General features: G+C 53.6%; 16 protein-coding genes. 14 read left to right on the top strand and 2 right to left on the bottom strand.

All coding sequences use genetic code 11. The features are described 5' to 3' along the window. Window position 1: 1 nt before the first annotated feature. Window positions 2-787, bottom strand: coding sequence for a 4Fe-4S dicluster domain-containing protein (locus BN3560_RS02480; RefSeq protein ID WP_096226907.1), 786 nt, complete (start codon window positions 785-787; stop codon window positions 2-4). 5 nt (window positions 788-792) lie between these two features. Beyond that, window positions 793-1,650, bottom strand: a complete 858-nt coding sequence (locus tag BN3560_RS02475; protein ID WP_096226906.1) for a cytochrome b/b6 domain-containing protein — start codon at window positions 1,648-1,650, stop codon at window positions 793-795. 759 nt (window positions 1,651-2,409) lie between these two features. Between BN3560_RS02475 and loaP (BN3560_RS02470) the strand changes: the two genes are divergently transcribed. The 14 genes from loaP (BN3560_RS02470) to BN3560_RS02410 all read left to right on the top strand — a co-directional run bounded on the left by loaP (BN3560_RS02470) (window position 2,410) and on the right by BN3560_RS02410 (window position 15,894). After that, entirely contained in the window at window positions 2,410-2,928 is a 519-nt protein-coding gene (gene loaP, locus BN3560_RS02470) for an antiterminator LoaP (protein WP_096226905.1), read from the top strand. A gap of 309 nt (window positions 2,929-3,237) precedes the next feature. Further along, window positions 3,238-3,747 (top strand): antiterminator LoaP, encoded by a 510-nt coding sequence (gene loaP, locus BN3560_RS02465; protein WP_096226904.1) that lies wholly within the window; start codon window positions 3,238-3,240, stop codon window positions 3,745-3,747. 27 nt (window positions 3,748-3,774) lie between these two features. Next, entirely contained in the window at window positions 3,775-4,056 is a 282-nt protein-coding gene (locus BN3560_RS02460; RefSeq protein ID WP_096226903.1) for a hypothetical protein, read from the top strand. Window positions 4,057-4,058: 2 nt separating this feature from the next. Then, window positions 4,059-4,901, top strand: coding sequence for a sugar transferase (locus BN3560_RS02455; RefSeq protein ID WP_227153982.1), 843 nt, complete (start codon window positions 4,059-4,061; stop codon window positions 4,899-4,901). 9 nt (window positions 4,902-4,910) lie between these two features. After that, window positions 4,911-6,257: a sugar phosphate nucleotidyltransferase gene (locus BN3560_RS02450; RefSeq protein ID WP_096226902.1), complete on the top strand. Its 1,347-nt coding sequence runs from the start codon at window positions 4,911-4,913 to the stop codon at window positions 6,255-6,257. A gap of 30 nt (window positions 6,258-6,287) precedes the next feature. Beyond that, the gene (locus tag BN3560_RS02445) at window positions 6,288-7,661 is read left to right on the top strand and encodes a UDP-glucose dehydrogenase family protein (RefSeq protein ID WP_096226901.1); all 1,374 of its coding nucleotides are present in this window, start codon (window positions 6,288-6,290) and stop codon (window positions 7,659-7,661) included. Between the two features lie 12 nt (window positions 7,662-7,673). Beyond that, entirely contained in the window at window positions 7,674-9,542 is a 1,869-nt protein-coding gene (locus tag BN3560_RS02440) for an alginate lyase family protein (protein ID WP_123649922.1), read from the top strand. A gap of 2 nt (window positions 9,543-9,544) precedes the next feature. Further along, window positions 9,545-9,673: a hypothetical protein gene (locus tag BN3560_RS14855; protein WP_256172794.1), complete on the top strand. Its 129-nt coding sequence runs from the start codon at window positions 9,545-9,547 to the stop codon at window positions 9,671-9,673. A 33-nt stretch (window positions 9,674-9,706) separates the two neighbouring features. Next, complete coding sequence (locus BN3560_RS02435; protein WP_096226899.1) at window positions 9,707-11,053, top strand: phenylacetate--CoA ligase family protein; 1,347 nt, start codon at window positions 9,707-9,709, stop codon at window positions 11,051-11,053. Then, window positions 11,050-12,264, top strand: a complete 1,215-nt coding sequence (locus BN3560_RS02430) for a glycosyltransferase family 4 protein (protein WP_096226898.1) — start codon at window positions 11,050-11,052, stop codon at window positions 12,262-12,264. The genes BN3560_RS02435 and BN3560_RS02430 overlap by 4 nt, the downstream gene beginning before the upstream one ends. Window positions 12,265-12,266: 2 nt before the next feature. After that, complete coding sequence (locus BN3560_RS02425) at window positions 12,267-13,313, top strand: glycosyltransferase family 4 protein (protein WP_096226897.1); 1,047 nt, start codon at window positions 12,267-12,269, stop codon at window positions 13,311-13,313. Between the two features lie 15 nt (window positions 13,314-13,328). After that, window positions 13,329-14,648, top strand: a complete 1,320-nt coding sequence (locus BN3560_RS02420; RefSeq protein ID WP_096226896.1) for a nucleotide sugar dehydrogenase — start codon at window positions 13,329-13,331, stop codon at window positions 14,646-14,648. 35 nt (window positions 14,649-14,683) lie between these two features. After that, window positions 14,684-15,139: a serine O-acetyltransferase gene (locus tag BN3560_RS02415; RefSeq protein ID WP_096226895.1), complete on the top strand. Its 456-nt coding sequence runs from the start codon at window positions 14,684-14,686 to the stop codon at window positions 15,137-15,139. Beyond that, window positions 15,139-15,894, top strand: a complete 756-nt coding sequence (locus BN3560_RS02410; RefSeq protein ID WP_096226894.1) for a hypothetical protein — start codon at window positions 15,139-15,141, stop codon at window positions 15,892-15,894. The genes BN3560_RS02415 and BN3560_RS02410 overlap by 1 nt, the downstream gene beginning before the upstream one ends. Window positions 15,895-15,916 lie beyond the last annotated feature (22 nt).

The following is a 15,916-nucleotide window of genomic DNA, read 5'->3' as shown; positions in this document are numbered from 1 at the left end:
CCTACTTCTCGTTCGATCCGGCTGCCGCCTGGGCCGCCGTGCCTCCGGCGCCGTACCCGAGCCGGGCCGGCGGGATGCGCGCCTCGTCGTCGCTCGGCAGGCCTATCTCCAGGTAATGGTCGTTGCGCAGGTTGGCCGTGTAGCCCTCGTCGGTCTGCACCGGCAGCTCGTTCGTGAAGCTGATGGCCTTCATGGGGCAGATCTCCACGCACAGCTGCTTGCCGCCGACGCCGCCCGCCTCGTCCCAGTAGGGCGTGTTCTTGCACAGGTCGCACTTCTGCGCGTGCTTGTCCTCGAAGTTCCACTGCACGCGCGACGGCGTGAAGGGGCACGCCTCCACGCAGCGCTCGCAGCCGATGCACTTGCCCTCGTCCACCAGGCGCACGCCCGTGTCCGGATCGGCATGCATGGCGCCCACGGGGCAAGCTTCCACGCAGGAGGGGTAGGGGCACTGGCGGCACTGGTTCTGCTGCACGTCGTTCGTGGGGAAGCTGCCCAGGGCGTTCTTCATCACCTGTATGCGCGAAAGCGAGGTGTTGATGCGTCCCAGGTGCGAGAGCGAGCATGCGATGACGCAGGTCTCGCAGCCGGCGCACTTCTTCGCGTCGACCAGCAGGTAGCCTTGGCTCGCCTCGATGGCGTACACGTCGTCCGGCAAGAGCAGCGCCGTTATGCCGCCGCCCAGCACCACGCCGATGCCCAGCCCGCCGATGCCGGCGAGGAACTGGCGCCGCGAAAGGCCGCTCTTCCTCTGCGCGCCTGCCGCGCGTTCGTTCGTATCTGCCATCTCTCTCATCTCCTTTGAGACCCGGGCGTACCCGTTGCGGGCGCCGCGGTCATCGTCGTGTCGGGGGCTGTCGCGGGCGCGGTTCTTTCGCAGGAGCCCTCGCCGGCAGTGCGCTCGTCATGCTCGCGCTGCAACCGATCGAGCCATCCCCGGTGCTCCTTCTCGGCCTCGGAAAGCGGCATCCAGCCCGTGAACATGGACGGGAACGTCTTCCAGGAGAACGGCGCGATGACGGCGAAGAACACATGGGCTGCCAGGAACACCAGCATGAGGGCGGCGGCGATGTCGTGGATCCAGAACATGACGTTCATCAGGCCGTCGGGCAGTGCGAGGAACACGTGTGCCGCCGCTTTGAACAGGCCGCTGACCACCAGCAGCGCGGCCGTGACCACGGCCATGACGTAGGCGGCCTTCTCGCTTTCGAAGTACTTGTCCTCGGGCGGCATCGTGAACTTCTTGATGCCCACGAGCAGGCTGTAGTGGCGGACGGTGTAGGACACGACGTTCTTCGTGGGCAGGTGCTCGTGCAGCCGCCACTGAGACACGATCGTGTTGCCCAGGTAGTAGAACGTCCCGAACAGGAACACGACCGCGGCCACGAAGTGCACGTTCTGCCAGACAATGGCCGCCGGGCCGTCGTCGACGAACGCGGGGGTGAACCGCAGGCCCAAGATGATGCCCGAGACAAGGCAGACGGTCGTGCCTGCGGCATGGGCCCAATGGGAGATGCGCGCGGGAGCGTCGTGGCGAAATACCCGGTCGCCGGATAAGAAGGGGTCTGTCCTCTTGGTGAACGCGGAGAGGAGCAGACCGAGGAACGGCGCCAGGGCGACGAGCCAGGGCGCTTGGTCGAACCAAGGCATGAGGCTTCCTTTCGACGTGCTTCGCCCGGCCCCTTGGGGCTTGGCGAAAATCGGTGCTGGGGGGGGGGTCTAATCGCGCCGGAGGAGGCGCACGACGCGATTAGACCTTGTAGGAGGTGAGCACGAGCGGAGCCATGGGGACTCCCTTCCTGTCGCGGATTTTCCGTTGCTCGCGAGCTGGCACTTCATAATGCCATGGTTCTAAGATACCGTTGACGACCTGTTGCCTGGAAGAGTCGACGGCGGATGGCTCTGCGTCGCTGCGCGAGCGGAAGGACCGTGAAGCCAGCGGCATCCCCATGCCGGCGAGCGGAAGGCGGCCCGGCGGTCTTTTCCGCGCCCTTACTGCTCCCGGCTGTGGTTACTGTGCGAAATGAATGCGAAAGCAGCAGGGGGAGGGGGTGTTTTCTAATTGCTAGATCGTTTATGCTCTGTTACCATCTTGATGCGGAACACGAATGATCCTGTGCGCTTCGGCGCTTCGACGTTTACCAGATAGGTTCGAGACATGAGCGTGGCGACTCCCACAAAAGACTCGCTCGATGGACGCATCTTTGCGCCCGCGGATCGCTCTGCCCTCATGCCCGCGGCTGCCCCTGCCGCCGAAGCCGATCGCCTAAAAATGCCCCACGGGGGGGGCGCTCTGAAAGAGGGTGCCGCGAGCGGCGCATCGAACCCGGCCGGCTAAGCCGGCGCACCTCCGAACTTCCCACAACCTCATCGATTGACGCCGCGGGCGAGGCAGCCCGCGGCGTTCGCATGCCCGCGTCCGTGGGCTGGCACGTGCTGCAGGTGGTCCCCGGCCAGGAGCAGTCCATGGCGGAGCGCGCGGCGAGCCTCGTGGGCCCGGAGCTTCTGAGCGCGTGCTTTCCCTTGCGCTATGAGCTGCTCAAGAAGCAGCAGGGCGCGTGGCGCCTTGTGACCGAGGTCATGTTCCCCGGCTACGTGTTCCTGGCCACGGGCGACATCGACGCCGTGCGCGAGCGCCTGAAGCTGTCCACCTCCTTCGCACGCCTTCTGGGCGCGGGCGACGCCATCTTCTCCCTCACGCCCGAGGAGGCGGCCTTCGTCTCCGAGTTCGGGGGTGCGGGGCATGTGGTGGGCATGTCCGAGGGCGTGATAGAGGACGGGCGCACCGTGGTGCGCAGCGGCCCCTTGCGGGGGAGGGAGGACCTCATCCGCAAGATCGACCGGCACAAGCGGGTGGCGTTTCTGGACGTGGGGCTGCTCGACCAGGTGCGGGTGCGGGTGGGGCTCGAGATCACCAGGAAGACGTGACGATTGGGGCTCCGCTGCTAGCAGGAGCCTGACCTGCGGCAAGGCAGCTTTTTGCAGGGAGGCCGGTCCTGGCGCCGACGGCGCCGCACCGATCTCCCTGCAGGAAACTGCAGGCGCCTCGCAAGGGGCGCGAACCTTTTCGACATACCTTGATGCGCGAAAACGATGCCACGTGTGCGTTTCGGCCAGCCTCTTGGGAATGAATAGCCGTCGCGAAGCTTGAAGCGGTATGCCCCGCGCCCGAGAGGGCCAAGGGGCGAAGCCGTGGCCTCGCGCAGTCGACCCGAGATGGCGCGAGGAGGTGTGCGTATGTGGTATGTGGTTCAAACGATGGCCGGGCGGGAGTTCGCCGTCCAGCGCCAGATCGAGCAGTTCGCGAGCGACGATGTGCTCGACGAATGCTTCGTCCCCCAGTACGAGGTGCAGAAGCACCTGCGCGGCGAGTGGCGCACCTGCACCGCCGTGCTGTTCCCCGGCTACCTGATCGTGGTGAGCGACCATATTGCCGAGCTGCAGGCGCAGCTGAAGCAGATCCCCCAGTTCGCGAGCGTCTTGAACAACGACGGCACGTTCATTCCCCTGGAACCGCACGAGGTGGCTTGGATCGACGCCTTCACCGAGAAGGAGCACCGCGTGATCGGCATGTCGGAAGGCGTGATAGAAGGCGACCAGATAGTCGTCCTGAAGGGCCCGCTGGTGAACCGCACCGGCTGGATCAGGAAGATCAACCGCCGCAAACGCACCGCGTATTTGGAGATAGAGATGTTCGGCAGGACGATCCAGACCAAGATCGGCCTGGGAATAGTACGGAAGCGATAAGGACAGGGATGGCCCGGTAGGGCGAACATGGAAGACGTGCTTGACAACGAAATAGAGATGGATGAGGTGCTGGAGATGGGGTCGGGTGCTATCGGGTACGATGAGGCGATCGAGAGCCCCGTCCCACGAGGTGCCCTTAAGGTGCTGCTGCCCGGCGACGACGTCATGGGGCTCGAGGAGCACAAGGTGGGTGGCGGGCCGGACTACCGCTGCCACCGTGCTGTGTCTTCCTCCCGGCGAACGGATGGTGTTCGCTATCCGGCTTTCGGCGCCATGGACTACTTGGGCCGTCGACAGACGGTGACGTAGGCATGAGCGAAGCGCAAACTGCCGCGAGCATGGATGGCGGAGGGGCTATTAAGCTTTCCGAAGCTGACTTGGACAAAGAAGAAACGCAGGAGGCTGCCGTCGAAGGCGAATGGAGCTATCACCGCGGTTACGCCTTTGACGTGGGAGCCGAGGAAACTGCTAGCCCTAGCAGCGCTGCACGCGCCAAGAGGATCCGCGCGGAGATCGGCGACGAGCCACTGACGGGCATCGAGAGCCGACCGGTCTACTGTGCTATCAAGCGCGCCTTCGACATCGTTTTCAGCGCCGCCGTGCTGATCTGCTTCTGCTGGCTGTTTGCCATTATTGCCATCGTTATCAAGATCGATGATCCGAAGGGCCCGGTGCTGTTCAAACAGGAACGTGTAGGGAAGGACGGCAAGACCTTCACCATGCACAAGTTCCGCACTATGTGCGTGGATGCGGAGGATAAACTGCCGGAGTTGCAAGCCCTCAATGAAAAGGATGGCCCAGTCTTCAAGATTGCCCGGGATCCCCGCAACACTCGCGTGGGACGTGTTCTGAGAAAGGCCTCACTTGACGAAACCATCCAATTTTTCGATGTTTTAACTGGGAAAATGTCCATCGTAGGCCCGCGTCCGGCTTTGCCGAAGGAAGTGGCAACATACGACGACTATCAACGCCAACGTTTGCTGGTGAAGCCGGGCATCACCTGCTATTGGCAGACCCGTCGCAACCGCGACACCGTCACTTTTGACGAATGGATCGACCTTGACCTGCTCTACATCAAGAAGTGCAGTGTCTGGAGCGACTTTAAACTCATTATTCAGACCGTCGGCGTCGTGCTGACAATGCAGGGAAGCTAGCGGTATGTAATGCAAATAATCCTTCTCTCCGGTGGATCGGGAACACGTCTCTGGCCGCTCTCCAACAACTCCAGAAGCAAGCAGTTTCTTAAAGTCCTGCGCAACTCCAATGGTAAATCGGAGTCTATGGTGCAGCGTACATACAGGAAGATTTCCTCTGTCGCTCCGACGGCAAAAATCACTATCGCTACGTGCGCCACCCAGGTGCAGTCAATCGCGATGCAGCTCGAAGACAGCTGCGATGTGGTAGTCGAGCCCGAGCGTAGGGATACGGCGTCCGCTATCATGCTTGCTTGTGCGAACCTGGCTTACAGAAAAGGCGTTTCGCCAGATGAGACCGTAGTCGTAATGCCTATTGATACCTACGCGGATGATGGCTACTACGCAACTCTCTTAAAACTTGATTTTACGGTACAACAAGACGTCGCTGAACTTACGCTTATGGGCGTGAAGCCTAGTTTTCCTTCAACGAAGTACGGTTACATCGTTCCGACCACTTCAAAAGACGCTGTGCAGAAGGTATCCACTTTTCAGGAAAAGCCGGCTAAGGAGATGGCGCAGGAGCTTATCGAAAAAGGCGCTCTGTGGAACTGCGGCGTGTTTGCTTTCAAGTTGCGGTACATGGTGGACATATTGTCCGTATATACCGATATCAAAGACTTTGATGAGCTTGTTGCCCATTACTCAGACTTGCCCAAGAATTCCTTCGACTATGAGGTGGTCGAGAAGGCTGAATCGGTAGCTGTGGTTCCTTGTGACGCCAGCTGGAAAGACTTGGGCACCTGGAATACCTTGTCTGAGGAGATGGCCGACAACTATTCTGGCCGTGCGGTTATCGATGAGAAAACCTGCGAAAAACTGCACGTGATTAATGAAACCGGGTTGCCGTTAGTCGTAGCTGGCATCAGCGATGCTGTGGTTATTGCAACGCATGACGGAATTCTTGTTTCGGGTAAGCAGGAAAGCGCCTACATAAAGAAACAGGTTGAAGAAGCTGCCGCCAGTCGTCCGATGTACGAGAGCCGCCGTTGGGGCGAATATAGAGTTATAGACGTCGGCCTATACCCAGACGGCAATAAGGCTCTGACAAAAGAGTTGATCATTGGTGCTGGAAAGCAGCTGAGCTATCAGCTTCATGAGCACCGAAGCGAAATATGGACCATTGTGAGCGGTAGCGGGCAAGTGGTTTTAGACGACGTTGTTGCAGATGCGAAATGCGGCGACGTGATTCAAGTCGCTAAAGGAGTCAAGCATTCAGTGAGAGCTTTCAGGGATCTGCACGTGATAGAAGTGCAGCTCGGCGATGTCCTTGAAGAGGAAGACATCCGGCGATTTGGGAATTACTGGGACGATTAGCCGCTAGGCCGGTTTTGAAAGGAAGCGTAAATGAACATTAGCATTTTCGGTCTAGGCTATGTTGGCTGCGTGGGAGCAGCTTGTTGCGCAAAGCTGGGACACCACGTTATTGGCACGGATCCTGTTGAGAACAAAGTGAACCTTATCAACGAAGGTCGCGCCACCATAATCGAGGCTGAAATCGATGACTTGGTGAAAGAGGCGCACGAAGCCGGCAGGCTGGAAGCTACCACTGACGCTGACTATGCCGTTGTTAACAGTGACATATCCTTCATTGCCGTGGGAACACCTTCAACGCCGCAAGGCCACTTGAAACTCGACTACATCTTTGAAACTGCGCGGCAGATCGGTGAGGCGATTGCGAAGAAGGACGATTTTCATGTGGTCGCAATCCGTTCAACTGTGCTGCCGGGAACCAACGCCAATGTGGCTCGAATCATCGAGGAAGCTTCCGGCAAGAAGGAAGGCTCCGGCTTTGCGATGGTCTCCAACCCTGAATTCCTCCGCGAAGGAACGGCCGTCAAGGATTATCTGAATCCGCCCCTGAGCCTTGTGGGCACCGCTAGCCCTAAGGCTGAGCAAATGATGCGCGAGCTTTACAAGGACATTCCCGCTGAATTTATTACTACCGACGTTCCTGTGGCAGAAATCATGAAGTATGTGAACAACACATACCACGGCCTGAAAATCGTCTTTGCGAACGAGGTTGGCAATATATGCAAAGCTTTGGACATCGACTCCCATAAGGTCATGGAGATCTTCTGCAAGGACGAGCAGCTCAACATCAGCCCCTGTTATTTCAAGCCGGGCTTTGCCTACGGCGGCAGCTGCCTTCCCAAGGATTCTAAGGCCCTGCGTACCTTGGCACACGACAACTATATTGACGTCCCAGTGATAAATGCCATCAACCCGTCAAATGAGCTCCAGAAGCAGCGGGCTTTGAAAATCATTGAGTCCAAGGGCCGTCGCAAAGTCGGCATCCTGGGCCTCAGCTTCAAGAGCGGCACAGACGATCTGCGTTGCAGCCCAATCGTCGATGTTATCGAAGGCTTGCTGGGCAAGGGATACCAGGTAAGCATCTACGATAGGAACGTGAAGGTTTCCAGCGACACCAACACGAACAAAGACTTCATCATGTCCAAGATTCCCTTCATGTATGAGTTCGTGACCGATGACCTCGATGCCGTTTGTTCTGGATCGGACGTTCTGGTCGTAACCAACAAAGAAAAGGAATTCTCTGACATCCCTCAGCAGTATCCTGGCAAAGCCATCGTTGACTTGGCTCGTATGTGGGACAGCTTGGACTATGAAGGCAACTATGAAGGCATTAGCTGGGGCAACATCAACAGCAACGCCTCCCAAGCCGAAGCCATTGAAGCTGATATGGCAAAGACCGAGTTCTAGGGACTTTACGACGTGGTAGGCATCAAATGGTTGGTAAATAGGCTGAAGGCGATGAGTCCTGCTGAAATTGCATGGAGGCTTCAGCAAAAGAGCCTGCAGAACAAAGAGAAGAGGCGATTCGCAGATTCGCGCGTAAGCGCCTGCGGCGAAGTGCTTTCTTCCAAGTATGTCAGCCTCAAGTTTTATGCCGCGGCGCTCCATCTGAATTTGGAGAATACTAGCTATGGCTTGAATGAGGATATCAACCTGCTGGGGTTTAAATACGAGGACTTCAAGGGCAAATGGCATGCTGGCTTCCAGACGGAGAACGAATGGCCACAGCAATTCGCCTATTCGCTGGAATACAGGCAGCGAGACGAAATAGGCGACGCAAGAACGAACTGGGAATTGAACAGGCACTTCCAGTTCGCCATTCTCGCAAAGAACTACAGGGCCTCGGGGGACGAGCGATATCTTCATGATTTGAAAGACCAGCTTAACGATTGGGATAAGCAGAACCCTTTCCTGGTTGGCATCAGCTGGACAAGTGTTATGGAGCTGGCGATCAGGGCGATCAATTGGATGTACACCTTGGCGTTCCTGGAGGATGTGGACGAGCTAGAGCTGAAGAGAAAGCTTGCGGTCGGCGCAATCAACATGGTCGACCACATCGAGCAGCATAGGAGCCGATTCAGCTCTGCGAACAATCACCTGCTGGTAGAGGCTGCCGCTATAGGCATCGCTGGGTTCGCATTTTCGTATAAGCCGTGGGTGACGTTGGCCATTGAGATATTGACGGAGGAGCTCGAGCGCCAGAACTACGGCGATGGCGTCAATAAGGAGCTCAGTCTTCACTATCAGGTTTTCGCGATGGAGGCCTACGCCCTTGTCGGCAATCTGCTTCTTAAAAACGGAGGGTCCATCCCAGTCGAATGGGCTTCCATGCTGAAGAAGCAGTGTCGCTACGTGTCGGACTGCCGCGGGGCTTTTGGCGAAGTGGTCGTTTTTGGAGACGACGACGAGGGAAAAATCCTGGATCTGGTTGGAAAAGGAGCAGACCGGTATGCCTACATCCTCCAGTTCATGAGCACGCTGCTCGACGAGCGCTATGACGCGATGGAGCAAACCGATGAAACCCTGCATTGGCTTTTCGATGAGAGCGAGATTGGTGGGGCTAAGCGTAAACCGCTCTACGACAACGCCCATAATGCCTGCTACAGGGAGGGCGGCAACACCATTCTCAAGAGTCGCGACGGGCGCATTCTTATAGGAATCGACCATGCTGCCTTGGGCTTTGGAAGCATTGCCGCTCACGGTCATGCAGACGCCCTGAGCTTTCAAATGTTTGTAGATGGGAGTCCGGTCTTCATCGACCCTGGCACATATATCTACCATTGCAATCTGCCCATGCGCAACAGCTTGCGCAAAACGTCAAACCACAACACTGTCTGTGCTGACGGAAAAGACCAGTCGGAAATGCTCGGCGCCTTTCTGTGGGGCCGAAAGGCAAACTGCAAGTTGTTGAGTTACGAGGAGAGAGACGACGGTGGCGTCGAACTCGTTGCAGAGCACGATGGCTATGCGCCGTTGGTTCACCGCCGTACCTTTGAGTTTGACGGGCGGCGATTCCTGGCGATCCGAGATGAATTATTTAATGATGCAGGTGATGGCTTTTGTGGGGATGCGATTTTTGCTTGTCCTGAATCTCTTGTTTTAAGCAGGGGGGAAGGAGGGATTGCATTTAAGTTGGGTGATGTGAGCGGGCAAATCGAATCTTCTGGTATCGATCCGTCAGTTGAAAAAGCATCATTTTCTGCAAATTATGGAGTTCTTCAGCCTGGAAAGAAAATTAAATACCGCTTTTCGGGAATTTTGAAATCAACCATAAGGGTGAGTAGTTAAGTATGGCTAATTATTTCCAGTCACTTGAAAAGCGAGCAACCACTCTTCCAGGCATGACTGCCGTTTCAATGCTGCTTGATGCTGCCAAAGTTGCAGGATTGTGTTACGAAGACCTCTCTGCCTATCTATGATTGCCCTCGCCATCGGCTCGGAGGACGAAATTAATGAATAGCGAAAAACTTAAGAACATGTATGAAAATATGCCCAAGGGCATAAAGCATTTGCTGGCCCCATTGTTCGTGCAGGCAATGATTGGAAACCCTCACTATAAAGAGATGCATAAAAGACTCGAGGACTTTGACTGCATGTCTGAGGAGGATCAGCTGGCAATTCAATTTAGAGAATTGAAGAAGCAGTGTGTCTATGCGTACCAGCACACGGAGTATTACAAGGAGCTTTTCGACAGTATCGGATTCAACCCAAAAGACATGTCTTCGTTCGAAGGTTTTGAAAAAGTCCCTCTCATTGACAAATTTATAGCTCAAGAACAGGGAAATAAGCTCTACTCCGATGAAGATATTGATTGTTATGAGGGGCATACATCGGGAAGCACAGGAAAGGTGTTTCGGGTATTGCTCGATCGGGCGTCAATCTATCGCGAGCGTGCCGTGGTTTGCCATTTTATGGAGAAGTTTGGCTACGACGCACGACGAACCAGAACCCTTGCTCTCTGGGGTCATAACAAGGACTCCGATTACTATTATTCGCCTTTGAAAAACGAGATTGTGATTTCGCCGTTTAGGCTTTTCAAGAGCGAAGAATTCGATTCTGTTTGGGGGATCATAGAAGCCTATTCTCCTGAAGTTGTGGCAGGTTATCCCTCTGCTATTTCGGTTCTCTGTGATTTGATCAGGAGAAACAAGAAAAAGCTAGATTTAAAGTTCGTCCTCTTTTACGGAGAAGGTTCGTCAGAGTCTGACCGAAGGCAAGTCGAAGAGGTGCTTCATTGCCCATGCATTACCTACTACGGCCATACCGAGAGATGTGCGTTCCTGGAGAGAGACAGGGATGGCTATAGAATTAATCGACTATACGGATACACCGAGCTGCTCCCAACCGATGAATCGGATGTGTTTAGGATTGTGTCCACGGGTTTTCTGAGCAAGAAAATGCCTCTGGTAAGGTATGCGACTGATGATTATGTCGTAATTGATAAGAATGGCCATATGGAGGTTCGTGGTCATACGACGTCGGAAGCTAGAATCATTGCAAAGAATGGCGCACGCATATACAAGGGAACAGTTTCACCGCATTCCGGCCCCTTTGAAAAGGTGCGCTTGTATCAGTATGTTCAAGATCGCCCAGGCCATGTGTTCTTAGACGTGGTCATGGACGAGCCTTTTGCGGAAGAGGACCGCGATACTCTGGCCGCCTATTTTGAAAGAAAATGCGAAGGCCTCCTAGACATTGAAATTCGTGAAGTCGAGGAGTTGCGAACAAACAAGCGTGGAAAATACGCATGGCTTATTGATGAAATCGATTACTCGAAATACCCGGAGTTCAAAAAGTGAGTGAGCAAAATCGAAAAATTCTAATCATTGTTGAAAACCTTCCCGTTCCTTTTGACACCCGTGTTTGGCAGGAAGCGACGACGCTTGCGGCCAATGGCTACGAAGTTAGTGTGATTTGCCCGAAAGGAAAAGGCGCAACAGCTGAGATGGAAGAGTTAGAAGGTGTTCATATTTACCGGCATGACCTCCCTGAGGCCAATGGCGTTGTCGGGTACGTGCGGGAATACTACGGCGCTCTTAAGGCTCAGCGTGAGCTTGCGGAGATTGTCTATCGGGAACACGGGTTTGACGTCATTCATGGTTGCAACCCGCCCGATGATATCTATATGGTTGCCAAGAAGTTCAAGAGCCGTGGCGTTGACTATGTATTTGATCATCACGACATCTGCCCCGAACTCTTCGAGGCCAAATTCGGAAAAAAAGAAGAGCTTGGCCTTGTAAAAAAGATGCTGTACAAGAGTCAGACCTATCTGGAAAAAAAGACGTACCAGAACGCAAAATTTGCATTTGTGACCAATGAGAGTTACCGGAGCATCGCCATTGAGCGTGGAGGAATGGATCCGAATCGCATAATCGTATTGCGCAGCGGCCCGAAACTTGAGCGCATGCGTATTCAACCTAGCGACGAGAGCATCAAGCGTGGCAAGAAGTATATGGTCGGCTACCTGGGTGTTATCGGGCAACAGGAGGGGATCGAATATCTCTTGGAAGCCGCGAAGATTATCAAGAAAGCCCGAAATGACGTGTTCTGGGGGATTGTGGGAGGCGGGCCGCATCTGGATGCGCTGCGTAAGATGTCGTCCGACATGGGGCTTGACGATTGTGTTGAGTTCACCGGCAGGGTGAGCGATGAAGATTTGCTCCGTTACCTGAACACAGCAGATATTTGCGTGAACAGCGACGAGTTCAATCCTATGAACGACAAGTCGACCATGAATAAGATTTTAGAGTACATGGCCCTTGCGAAGCCGATCGTCCAGTTTGATTTGACCGAAGGTCGGTTTAGCGCTCGGGATGCAAGCCTCTATGCTGAGCCCAACAACCCTGCGAACATGGCAGAGAAGGTCGTCAAGCTCTTGGAGGATCCAGAGCGTCGCAAGACCATGGGCGAATACGGCCGCAACCGGGTTGTGAACGAACTTAGCTGGGGGCATACCAGTCAAGCGCTGCTCGACGGTTATGAGCGCTATTTTGCGGGGGAATTTGATTAGAGATGAAACAAGTTCTCCTTTTGTCGAACAAAGTGCTGCATTATCGAGTCAAGGTCTACAATGACCTCGCGCCGATACTTGAAGAACACGGTTATGCTCTTAGCGTTGCCGGAGATTCGTTTCAGGATGACGTCAATCCTATTAGGTTCGATTGCGTAAAACTTGAATCGCTGAAGGACTGGAAAGCGGCCATTGATGCCAAGAAGCCCGAAGCAGTGATTTTGTTTTTACACCTCAAAGATGGAATCCTGTTTGATGTGATTAGCTACTGCAAAAAACATCAGATAAAGGTCATCTATTGGAACCATGGCATAAACATTGCCGATCCAAATAACATCGTCAAGAACGCAGCATTTCATAGGGTTCATTCAAAGTGCGATGCCCTTATAACGTATATGCCCTGCATGCGGAAGCATTTTAAGAAAAAGAACCAGCACAAGCTTTTTATTGCTCCCAATACGCTAAGTTTTTCTGGAATTGATAGATCCCAGTACGACAACCATGCTCTGAGGGCAAAATACGGCATATCGCAGTCGTTTGTCGTTTTGTTCGTGGCTAGAATCAATCAGAATCGAAGGTTGGAGCTCCTTACAGAGGGGCTAAAGGAATTTCCTCAAATAGGCCTAGTTGTTGCGGGGCCTGGTATGTCCGATGACGTATTAGCCTCCGTGAACTCCCATGAAAATTTTTATTATTTTGGAGAACGCTATGGCGATGAAGTTTGCGAGCTGTTCGCGTTGGCGGATGTTTTTAGCGTTCCCGGATCAGCTGGACTTGCCGTAAACGAGGCCATGTTTTGGGGCTTGCCCTTTTTTATGTTAAGCGAAGGTGTTCACGGGCCCGAAAAAGAGTATGTCGTTGATGGGGAAAATGGGGTTGTGGCGAAAAACGAGAACCAGCTCATTTCCGAACTAGTTGGCCTTTCCGTTGATCGTGAAAGGCTCGGCAAGATGTCCGAAAGCTGCAAGGATACTTTCGCCAAAGAAATGAGCATCGGCGCTATGGCGTCTGGCTTTATTGAGGCGCTGGATTATTGCTTCAATTCTTGATAGGAGGGAACGAGTGTGAGCGTTTATGAGCAGTTGGTGCAAGGGCAGACAAAGTTATCCCTTATCGGTTTGGGCTATGTGGGCATGCCTATCGCCGTTGAGTTCTCCAAACATGTTCAGGTGGTTGGCTACGACATCAATTCACGGAAGATCAACCAGTACGAAAATGGCATTGATGTGACAAACGAGGTTGGATCCGAAGCGCTGAGGGAGTGCAAGGTCGAGTTTACGGATGATCCTGAGAGACTCAAAGAGGCCTTGTTCCACATCATTGCTGTTCCCACGCCCATCAATTTGGACAAAACACCCGATTTGACGCCAGTTGTCGGTGCGTGTGAGACACTTGGGCCAAGGTTGATGCCTGGCTCTGTTGTTGTTTTCGAGTCGACGGTCTATCCGGGCGTCACCGAAGATGTTTGTGTTCCGATTTTGGAAAGAGAGTCGGGCCTGAAATGTGGCATTGATTTCAAAGTTGGTTACTCTCCCGAGAGGATCAACCCGGGCGACCGGGTGCATACCTTGACGACGATCCGTAAGATAGTTTCCGGTATGGACGCGGAGTCTCTTGAGGACATCAAGAATGTCTATAACATTGTTATAGCGGCTGGCACCTATCCTGTTTCAACCATTAAGACCGCTGAGGCAATTAAAGTTGTTGAAAACAGCCAGAGAGATATCAATATTGCCTTCATGAACGAACTGGCAATGGTTTTTGATCGCATGGGCATTGACACCAATGAGGTAATTGACGGAATGAATACCAAATGGAATGCCTTGGGATTCAGACCGGGTCTCGTCGGTGGCCACTGCATAGGTATTGATCCTTATTACTTTACATACGAGGCGGAGAAACTGGGCTATCATTCTCAGATTATCCTTGCTGGCCGCAAGGTGAATGACGATATGGGCGGTTTCGTTGCGGATGCGATAATCAAGCAGCTTGTGCGAGCTGGAAAAGCTCCGAAGGATGCGCGAATAGTGATCATGGGGCTTACCTTCAAAGAGAACTGTCCGGATATCAGAAACACAAAGGTAGTCGACATTATTGCGGGTCTTGCCGACTACGGCGTTGTTCCGACGGTGGTGGATCCATGGGCTGACAAGGAAGAGGCTAGGCGTTTCTACAATGTCGACTTGATGGATTTTGAGGCGGTTCAGGCCGACTGCGTGGTCCTTGCTGTTGCTCATGAACAATTCAAACAGAAGTCTGTTGAAGAGTGGGATGCTTTGTTTAGCCAAGCTGTTCCTGTCGAGCAGCGAGTCGTCATTGATGTGAAGGGACTTATTAATCCCAACGAGGCGGCTGCTTTGGGTTGGTCGCTGTGGCGACTGTAATTGGCGAATGAAGCCTCCGATAGTTAGGTAGTGGCATGAGCACATATGGTATGTATAAAGCATCTCGATGGTTCTATCTGCGGCATATTCCTTTTTTTCCTAAAATTTTAAAGGGCGTCAATTACTTGTTTCATAGTTGCGTGGTGCCATATGACTGCGAGATTGGCGAGGGCAGCAAGTTCCTATACGGCGGTTTAGGGACGGTCGTTGTAAGGAACGCAAAAATTGGAAAACATGTGCTAATAGGCACGAATGTGACAATAGGGGGGCGCTCCAATAAGCCGGGAGCGCCTGTCATTGGCAACAATGTTTACATTGCCACCGGCTCAAAGGTTCTTGGCGAAGTAACCATTTCTGATAACGTTATTATTGGAGCAAACGCAGTGGTCATCCATGACGTGCCCAGCAATTGCTCTGTCGCTGGCGTTCCTGCGAGGATTATCAAGGAAAATATTAACGTGAACGAATATTGCAGCTTGGGGAGATATTAATGATTACATTCGGCATTCCCCTTAGAAGTGCAAAGGCGTCAAGCGACTGGGAAAAGGTTCAGATGTTTTTCAACAGAACCTTGTGGTCGGTATACAACCAGACCGATCCTGATTTCAGGGTTATAGTGGCTTGTCATGAAAAGCCGCATCTTGCGCATTCCTATGATGAGAGAGTTGAGTTTATTGAGGTAGATGCGTCAATTCCCGGAGACCCCGATGCGATGATGAGGGATAAAGGCTATAAGGTTCATGAGATCGCCATGAGGGTGCGTGCGTTAGGTGGCGGTTTCGTTATGCTTGTCGACGCAGACGATATTCAGAGCAACAGGATTGCTGGATTTGCGAACTCTCATCAATCATCGAATGGGTTCTATGCAAAAAATGGCTATTTCTACCACGTTGGCAATGGCTTCGTGAAGTCTGGCTCTCATTTTCCAAATGGAAGTTCAACGATAGTGAAATACTCCGCTGAAGATTTGCCTGAAAAGCATTACGAACCGTTGACCTCGTCTAATAACCTTAATCCGCACATTATTCGTAAGAGGCACGGCGATATCCCTCGCATTTGCAAAGAACTCGGACGCCCGCTCGAACCTCTTCCTTTTAAAGCGAGCATATATGTTCGCGACACGGGGGACAATCACTCTCTGATGGGTCGAGGATATTCAAAAGTACGGCTTGTGGAGCAAGCTTTCCGGCGAAAAATTCCTCTGTCGGAAATATCGGACGAGTTTTCAATCGAGTGGTCTGATTAGGGTTTGGAAACGGGTCTTCAAT

The sequence above is a fragment of the Gordonibacter urolithinfaciens genome (assembly GCF_900199375.1).
In the GTDB taxonomy this organism is placed as follows: domain Bacteria; phylum Actinomycetota; class Coriobacteriia; order Coriobacteriales; family Eggerthellaceae; genus Gordonibacter; species Gordonibacter urolithinfaciens.
The sequence above is the reverse complement of the archived record's forward strand: the minus strand, read 5'-3'. Positions and strand labels throughout refer to the sequence as shown.

Bases quoted from the DNA above. Each gene is read 5' to 3' on its own strand.
- BN3560_RS02435 (WP_096226899.1), top strand. From the start codon at position 9,707: ATGAATAGCGAAAAACTTAAGAACATGTATGAAAATATGCCCAAGGGC.
- BN3560_RS02475 (WP_096226906.1), bottom strand. From the start codon at position 1,650: ATGCCTTGGTTCGACCAAGCGCCCTGGCTCGTCGCCCTGGCGCCGTTC.
- BN3560_RS02460 (WP_096226903.1), top strand. From the start codon at position 3,775: ATGGAAGACGTGCTTGACAACGAAATAGAGATGGATGAGGTGCTGGAG.
- BN3560_RS02415 (WP_096226895.1), top strand. From the start codon at position 14,684: ATGAGCACATATGGTATGTATAAAGCATCTCGATGGTTCTATCTGCGG.
- BN3560_RS02425 (WP_096226897.1), top strand. From the start codon at position 12,267: ATGAAACAAGTTCTCCTTTTGTCGAACAAAGTGCTGCATTATCGAGTC.
- BN3560_RS02450 (WP_096226902.1), top strand. From the start codon at position 4,911: ATGCAAATAATCCTTCTCTCCGGTGGATCGGGAACACGTCTCTGGCCG.
- BN3560_RS02410 (WP_096226894.1), top strand. From the start codon at position 15,139: ATGATTACATTCGGCATTCCCCTTAGAAGTGCAAAGGCGTCAAGCGAC.
- BN3560_RS02480 (WP_096226907.1), bottom strand. From the start codon at position 787: ATGGCAGATACGAACGAACGCGCGGCAGGCGCGCAGAGGAAGAGCGGC.
- loaP (WP_096226905.1), top strand. From the start codon at position 2,410: ATGCCCGCGTCCGTGGGCTGGCACGTGCTGCAGGTGGTCCCCGGCCAG.
- BN3560_RS14855 (WP_256172794.1), top strand. From the start codon at position 9,545: ATGGCTAATTATTTCCAGTCACTTGAAAAGCGAGCAACCACTCTTCCA.
- BN3560_RS02445 (WP_096226901.1), top strand. From the start codon at position 6,288: ATGAACATTAGCATTTTCGGTCTAGGCTATGTTGGCTGCGTGGGAGCA.
- BN3560_RS02455 (WP_227153982.1), top strand. From the start codon at position 4,059: ATGAGCGAAGCGCAAACTGCCGCGAGCATGGATGGCGGAGGGGCTATT.
- loaP (WP_096226904.1), top strand. From the start codon at position 3,238: ATGTGGTATGTGGTTCAAACGATGGCCGGGCGGGAGTTCGCCGTCCAG.